The organism is Pseudomonas sp. 18.1.10 (genome assembly GCF_024655625.1).
Taxonomy (GTDB): Bacteria; Pseudomonadota; Gammaproteobacteria; order Pseudomonadales; family Pseudomonadaceae; genus Aquipseudomonas.
Window position 1 is genome coordinate 1 of sequence record NZ_JANLGL010000245.1, and the last position, 7382, is coordinate 7382.

Sequence of the window (7382 nt, forward strand, 5' to 3'; positions counted from 1 at the left end):
TCAGTCAAAGATGTTCCAACTGAGCCACCGCATTCGCGAGCAAGCCCGCTCCCACATTTGATCTGCGACACCTTCAAATTTCTCGTTCCAAAAAACCTCAATTCACCCATCCCCGTTGCCGATATTCAGCCAGTCACCCATTGCTTGAATATAAGGAAACGACCACGTGCTCATCGTATCCGGGCTTATCGCTGTACTGCTGTCGGTGTTCGGTGGCTTCGTCCTGTCCGGTGGCAGCCTCGGCCCGCTGTACCAGCCGATGGAGCTGTTGATGATCGGCGGTGCCGGCGTCGGGGCGTTTATTGCGGCCAACAATGGCAAGGCGATCCGCGCCACGTTCGGCGCCATCTCGCGCTTCAAACGCAGCACCCGCTACGACAAACGCTTGTACCTGGAGCTGATGGCGATGATGTACGGCCTGCTCAGCAAGGCGCGCCGCGAGGGCATGCTGTCCCTGGAGCGGGACATCGAAGACCCGGCGCAAAGCCCTGTGTTTGCGCCCTACACACGGCTGGTCAGCGACCCCTTGGTCATCCTGTTCCTCACCGACTACCTGCGCCTGCTGGTGAGCAGCGCGATGCAGGCCCACGAACTTGATGAGTTGATGCTGCACGAGATCGAGGCGTTCGAACACGAAGCCAGCCTGCCCTCCGACGCGCTCTATAAAGTCAGCGACGCCCTGCCGGCGTTTGGCATCGTTGCCGCGGTCATGGGCGTGGTCAAGGCGTTGAGTGCGGTCAACGTCGGCCCGGACTTGATGGGCCAGATGATCGCCCACGCGCTGGTCGGCACCTTTCTCGGGATTTACCTGGCCTACGGTTTGGTCGCGCCCCTGGCCTGCCGCATCGAGCGCCAGGCCGCCGAGTCGGTGAAGATGCTGCAATGCATCCGCGTGACCCTGCTGGCCAGCGTGCAAGGCATGCCGCCGCAACTGGCCGTGGAATTCGGCCGCAAGGCCTTGCACAGCAGCGAACGCCCCGGCGCCCTGGAACTGGAAACCTACGTGCGCAGCGGCGGCGGCGCATGAGCGAGCGCCCGATCATCATCCGCCGCAAAAAAGCCGCGAAACACGGCCACCACGGCGGCGCCTGGAAAATCGCCTTCGCCGACTTCATGACCGCGCTGATGGCGCTGTTCCTGGTGCTGTGGGTGCTGTCCAACGCGAGCAAAAACGACAAGGAAGCCATCGCCGAGTACTTCAGCACGCCACTGCTGGTGGCGATCAGCAAAGGCGAGCGCAGCGCCAACAGTGCCAGCGCGATCCCCGGCGGCGGCCCCGACCCGCGCAGCGTCGAAGGGGAAAAGCTGCGCCACACGCAGCGCCTGTCCGGCGAAGAACGCCGCCACCTGGAATCCCTCAAGCACCGCCTCGACGCCGCCGTCGACCGCGACCCGCAACTGCGCGAACTCAAGCAGCAGATCGCGATTGAACTGAGCCCAGAAGGCCTGCGCGTACAACTGCTGGATACCGACAAACGCCCGATGTTCGAACTGGGCAGCGCCAACGTCGCGCCATACCTGCGCAAGCTGCTCAAGACCTTCGCCCCGGTGCTCAACGAACTGCCCAACCGCATCCAGATCAGCGGCCACACCGACAGCCATCCTTATCCCGGGGGCGATGCGGGCTACAACAACTGGGACTTGTCCGCCGACCGTGCCAAGGCTTCGCGCCAGGAACTGGTGGCGGGCGGGTTGGATTCCGACAAGCTGCTGCGGGTGTCGGGCATGGCTGATCGCATTCCGTTCAAGGGTGCCGGGCCTTTCGACGCGGCTAATCGGCGGATTGAAATCATCGTGCTGGATCGTCGGGTTGCGGAGCGCATCTTGTCCCAGGATGAGTTCGGCACACCATAAAGATCGCCACAACAAGCTCCCTCGCCACAGAATAGCGGGGGATTGTGCACGGTATTCGCGTCATCACCCGCCCCCGCGCCCGCACACAATGGCGCCATGGCCGAGACCAGCAAAGAAGACAAGACCGAAGCGGCGTCACCGCGCCGCATCGAAAAGGCCCGCGAAGAAGGGCAAGTCCCGCGTTCCCGCGAAATGAACACCTTTGTCATGCTGCTGGCCGGCATCGGCGGGCTGTGGCTAATGGGCGGGCATCTGTATGACAGCCTCGGCCAGGTGATGGAACAGGCGTTGCTGTTTGACCGTGCGCAGCTGTTCGACACCGCGCGCATGCTCACGGTGCTCTGGCAATTGAGCCAGAACACCTTGCTGGCGCTGGCGCCGTTTTTTGCCTTGATGACCTTTGCCGCGCTCGCGGCACCGGCCTTGCTCGGCGGCCTGGTGATTACCCTGGCGGCGGTGCGCCCGCAGTTCTCGCGGGTCAACCCGATCAGCGGGTTGGCGCGCCTGTTTTCGGTACAGGTGCTGGTGGAGTTGGCCAAGGCCGTCGCCAAGGCCACGCTGATCGGCACCGTCGCGTACGGCTTCCTCAACAGCCATCTCGACCAATTGCTGACCTTGCCCAACATGCCCGCGCCCAAAGCCCTGGCCACGGTGATGAGCCTGACCGCCAGCGCCTGCGCGATGTGCGTGGCGGCGCTGATTATCGTGGTCGGCATGGACACGCCGTACCAGCTGTGGACCTACGCCAAGAACCTGCGCATGTCCAAGGAAGAGCAACGCCAGGAACACAAGAACGCCGACGGCGACCCGCATATCAAGGCCAAGATCCGCCAGGTGCAACAGGCCCGCGCGCGGCGGCGGATGATGAGCAAGGTGCCCAAGGCCGACGTGATCGTCACCAACCCCAGCCACTTCGCGGTGGCGCTGTCCTACCAGAAAGACAAGCACGGCGCGCCGCGCGTGGTGGCCAAGGGCGCGGATGACGTGGCCCTGCGCATCCGCGCGATTGCCGCCGAGCATCACCTGCCGATGCTGGAGGCGCCGCCATTGGCGCGGGCCTTGTATTTCCACGTCGACCTGGACCGTGAAATTCCCATCGAGCTGTACACCGTGGTCGCCGAAGTCGTCGCCTGGGCGATCCGCCTCAAGCGCGTCAGCGAACACGGCGGCGACCTGCCGCCGACCCCGGCGAACCTGAGCGTGCCGCCGGGCATGGACCAGCGCGGCCCGCGCAACCCGACACCTGAGGATGAACCGAACGCATGAAAGGCATCACCGAATTTTTCGGCCCCGACTCCTGGCTGGCCACCACCGACCTGAAAGTCATGACCGGCCCAGTGCTGATCGTGCTGATCCTGTCGATGATGATCCTGCCGCTGCCCACCTTCATCCTCGACCTGTTGTTTACCTTCAACATCGCCCTGGCGATCATGGTGCTGATGGTCAGCATGCTCACCGAGAAGCCGCTGGATTTCTCGGCGTTTCCCTCGGTGCTGTTGTTCACCACACTGCTGCGGCTGTCGCTGAACGTGGCGTCGACGCGGGTGATCCTGATGGAAGGCCACACCGGCCCCGACGCGGCCGGCAAGGTGATCGAGGCGTTCGGCGAGTTCCTCGTGGGCGGCAACTTTGCCGTGGGCCTGGCGCTGTTCTTGATCCTGGTGACGATCAACTTCATGGTCATCACCAAGGGCGCCGGGCGTATCGCCGAAGTCGGCGCGCGCTTCACCCTGGACTCGATGCCCGGCAAGCAAATGGCAATCGACGCCGACCTCAACGCGGGTTTGATCGGTGAACCGCAAGCGCGCCAACGGCGCAAGGAAGTGGCCCAGGAAGCGGACTTCTTCGGCTCCATGGACGGCGCCAGCAAGTTCGTGCGCGGTGACGCCGTGGCCGGTCTGGTCATCATGGCCGTGTGCATCATCGGCGGCCTGGCCATCGGCATCCTGCAACACGGCATGGCGTTTGCCGATGCGGCGCACACCTACACCATGCTGACCATCGGCGATGGCCTGGTGGCGCAGATTCCCGGCCTGGTGATTTCGATTGCGGCGGGTGTGACCGTGTCGCGGGTGAACACCGAGCAGGATGTGGGGCAGCAGATGATGGGCCAGCTGTTCAGCCGCCCGAAAGTGCTGATGATGACCGCCGGCGTCATGGGTTTGCTCGGTCTGGTACCGGGCATGCCGAACCTGGTGTTCCTGCTGTTGACCGGGCTGCTGGGCGGCTTGGGCTGGTGGTTTTCCAAACAGGAAGCGCTGGCGCCGGAAGGCTCGCCCACACAAACGCTGTTGCCCAAATCCGCCTCCCAGGGCAGCGAAGCCTCGTGGGACGACGTGCAGTTGGTCGACACCCTGAGCCTGCGCGTCGGCCACCGCCTGATCCAACTGGTGGACGCCCGCCAGCAAGGCGAACTGATCACCCGCATCAAGAGCCTGCGCAAGAAATTCGCCCAGGACGTGGGCTTTCTGCCGCCCGTGGTGCATGTGCGCGACAAACTGGAACTGGCCGCCAACACCTACATCATCAGCCTCAAGGGCGTGGAAATCGGCCGGGGCGAAGTGTTCCCCGGCAAGTGGCTGGCGATCAACCCGGGCAAGGTCACCCATACCCTGGAAGGCACGGCGGCGGTGGACCCGGCGTTTGGCCTGCCGGCGATCTGGATCGACGCCAACCTGCGCGAGCACGGGCAGATCTACGGCTACACCGTGGTCGATGCAAGCACCGTGACCGCCACCCACCTCAACCACCTGCTGCACCAACACGCCAAGGACATGCTCGGCCGTGGCGAAGTGCAAAAGCTGTTGGACAAGCTCGGCCCCGACAGCAAGGGCCTGATCGACGAAGTGGTGCCCAAGCTGGTGACGCTGACGGTGCTGCAACGGGTGCTGCAAAACCTGTTGGAAGAGAACGTGTCGATCCGCGACATGCGCACCATTCTCGACGCCCTCGCCGAACACGGCGGCGTGCTGCAACCGCCCGATGTGCAGGAACTGACCGCCGTCGTGCGCATTGCCCTCGGCCGCTCCATCGTCAACCAGCTGTTTGGCAACCAGGCCGAGCTGAAAGTCATCGGCCTGGATTTCAACCTCGAGCAGGTGCTGATGCAGGCCGTGGGCAACGGCGGCGCGCTGGAGCCGAGCCTGGCCGACAACCTGATGCAACAGACCAGCCTGACCCTCAAGCGCCAGGAAAACAGCAGCGAACCACCGGTGCTGGTGGTGCCCAACAAACTGCGCCCGGTGCTGTCGCGCTTCCTGCGCCGGCGCTTGCGCCAACTGACGGTGATCGCCCTCAGCGAAATCCCCGACGACCGCACCCTGCGCATGACCCACGTGATCGGAGGCAAGCCTAAGTGAGTGCGCAACGTTTTATCGGCGCCAACAGCCGCGAGGCGATGAACCAGGTGCGCGCGGCCTTGGGTGCAGACGCGTTGATCCTGTCCAGCCGCATGACCGACGCCGGCGTGGAGATCATGGCCCAGGGCGAAGCAACCGCGAGCGCGCCGCCGTTGCTGGAATGGCTGCTGGAAGCGGGCTTCAGTGGCGGTTTCAGCGAAGACTTGCTCGGCTGCACGCCCGCGCACTTGCCCGATGCCACACCGGCACGGCTCAAGGCCTGGCTGGTGCAACGCCTGCGCAGTCAATTGCACCTGTTGGGCGATGAAGACGAGCTGTTCCAGGCGCCCACGGTGATTGCCCTGGTCGGCCCCACCGGTGTGGGCAAGACCACCACCACGGCGAAGTTGGCGGCGCGTTATGTGATGCGCCAGGGTCCGGGCCACGTGGCGCTGGTGACCACCGACAGCTTTCGGGTCGGCGCCCATGAGCAACTGAATATCTATGCGCAATTGCTCGGCGTCGAACTGCACACGCTGGAACCGCAGGCTGAGCTCGATACATTGCTCGGCCGCTTGGCCGGCAAGCGCCTGGTGCTGATCGACACCGTCGGCATGAGCCAGCGCGACCGGCGCCTGCTCGCGCAAGTCCAGCAACTGCGCGGGGTGCACCTGATGCTGGTGCTCAACGCCGCCAGCCACGGCGACACCCTGGATGAAGTGGTGCACACCTACCGTGAGGCCGCGCAGGCGGCCGGGTGCCGGCTGGACGATTGCATCATCAGCAAGTGCGACGAGGCAGCGCGCTTGGGGCCGGTACTGGAGACCGTGATGCGCCACCGTTTGCGCCTGAATTATTTATCGACCGGCCAACAGGTGCCGGAAGATTTGCAACTGCCCGGCGCGTCGGCGTTCTTGCAGCAGGCGCTGGATATTTCCCGGCCATCGCGGTTTGCGGCGCCTCCCGCCAGCGCCACCCGCCCGCACCTCGACGCCTTGGCGCGCAGCCTGTTGGGCCAGCGTAAGGCGCTGCTGGCCTTGTGCGACAGCCTGGTCGCGCAGGTCGAGGGTTTTGCCTTGTTGGTGCAGGTCTGGCCGTTGATGGCGCAGCCGCAGGCGTGTTGGGAAGGTTTTCTCGGTGAACCCGCAGCGCCGTCGAGCGCTGCGTGGATCACGCCGGGCAAGGCCAGCCAGCGGGCGCTGTTTGAAGCGCAGCGACATCCCCTGGGCACCCTCGCCAAGCGCAGCGAATGCTTCGGCATTCGTGAATTGCGCTACCGCAACCGCCACGCGCGGCTGACCTTGAGCCATCTGCCGGTGCTGCACAAAGGCCGTGCTGTGCGTGCCTGGTTCGCCACCTTGCAGGACAGTCACAGCGGCCAACACCTGGGCCAACGCTATTGGCTGGTCGAGGAACTGCACGATCTGCATGAACAGGCCGCCGAACTGCTGCACCAACTGAAACAGGACGAACTGGCCGACCTCACCGCACGCTGCTCCACACGGCTGCTCGACCTGCACCCGCACCTGCACGCCGAACCCCGCCACTACCTGGCCGCCGGCTTCGCCGCCAGCGCCCTGCGGCTGGTCCAGGCGCCGGATGACTGGGCGTTCCAGGCGCGGGCGCAACTGCTCGGCTTATTGCCGAAAAAGCCCCGTGGGCAGGCGCGGGAAATCCTTGAAGGGTTGCTGCACCTGGCCGCCGTCATGGACAGCTTCGAGCATGCATGACCAGGCCGCCGGGTTGCGCCAGTGGGCCCAGCTCAATCAGCGCACGTTGCTGCTGTTCGGCGCGGCGCCCGATGCGCTGCTGGCGCAGCAGGCGTTAGAGCGCTGGCATCGACAAGGCCAGCGTTGGGTCGGTGACCCAACGCGCTGGCGGGTGCGGGCTGTGGATAAGTATCAGCCCGAGTGGGCGCAATCGCGCTGGGGGATTTGGGTGGGCAGCGACTTGGGGGCGTTTGAGCGGGCGTTCAATACCTTGAGTCTGTTGCATGACTATGGCGGGCCGGGGCAGGTGTTGGCGTTGCATGCGGGGTTGCCCCAGGAGGGCTTGCTCAGCAATTTGCGCGAAGCTGCCCAGCGGTATCTCGGCGTGCGTTTGTTACTTATCAATGAGATCTAAATGTGGGAGCGGGCTTGCTCGCGAATGCGGTGTATCAGAAACAGATGAGCTGACTGATCCACCTGT

Annotated in this window: 6 protein-coding genes; all 6 read left to right on the plus strand. The window is 64.6% G+C overall.

The window, feature by feature from the left end:
• Positions 1-166: 166 nt before the first annotated feature.
• The 6 genes from motA to NUV89_RS25835 all read left to right on the plus strand — a co-directional run bounded on the left by motA (position 167) and on the right by NUV89_RS25835 (position 7316).
• Entirely contained in the window at positions 167-1027 is an 861-nt protein-coding gene (gene motA / locus NUV89_RS25810; RefSeq protein ID WP_257783544.1) for a flagellar motor stator protein MotA, read from the plus strand.
• On the plus strand, positions 1024-1854 hold the full coding sequence (gene motB / locus NUV89_RS25815; RefSeq protein ID WP_257783545.1) for a flagellar motor protein MotB: 831 nt from the start codon (positions 1024-1026) through the stop codon (positions 1852-1854). Before motA ends, motB begins: the two co-directional genes overlap by 4 nt.
• Before the next feature lie 96 nt (positions 1855-1950).
• Positions 1951-3120, plus strand: a complete 1170-nt coding sequence (gene flhB / locus NUV89_RS25820; RefSeq protein WP_257783546.1) for a flagellar biosynthesis protein FlhB — start codon at positions 1951-1953, stop codon at positions 3118-3120.
• Entirely contained in the window at positions 3117-5213 is a 2097-nt protein-coding gene (gene flhA, locus NUV89_RS25825; RefSeq protein ID WP_257783547.1) for a flagellar biosynthesis protein FlhA, read from the plus strand. Before flhB ends, flhA begins: the two co-directional genes overlap by 4 nt.
• Positions 5210-6922, plus strand: a complete 1713-nt coding sequence (locus NUV89_RS25830; RefSeq protein WP_257783548.1) for a flagellar biosynthesis protein FlhF — start codon at positions 5210-5212, stop codon at positions 6920-6922. Before flhA ends, NUV89_RS25830 begins: the two co-directional genes overlap by 4 nt.
• Complete coding sequence (locus NUV89_RS25835; protein ID WP_257783549.1) at positions 6915-7316, plus strand: hypothetical protein; 402 nt, start codon at positions 6915-6917, stop codon at positions 7314-7316. The genes NUV89_RS25830 and NUV89_RS25835 overlap by 8 nt, the downstream gene beginning before the upstream one ends.
• The last annotated feature ends 66 nt before the right edge of the window (positions 7317-7382 follow it).

What these genes read in the sequence shown, in the direction of transcription:
- motB (WP_257783545.1), top strand. Translation starts at nt 1,024, where the DNA reads ATGAGCGAGCGCCCGATCATCATCCGCCGCAAAAAAGCCGCGAAACAC.
- flhB (WP_257783546.1), top strand. Translation starts at nt 1,951, where the DNA reads ATGGCCGAGACCAGCAAAGAAGACAAGACCGAAGCGGCGTCACCGCGC.
- flhA (WP_257783547.1), top strand. Translation starts at nt 3,117, where the DNA reads ATGAAAGGCATCACCGAATTTTTCGGCCCCGACTCCTGGCTGGCCACC.
- NUV89_RS25835 (WP_257783549.1), top strand. Translation starts at nt 6,915, where the DNA reads ATGCATGACCAGGCCGCCGGGTTGCGCCAGTGGGCCCAGCTCAATCAG.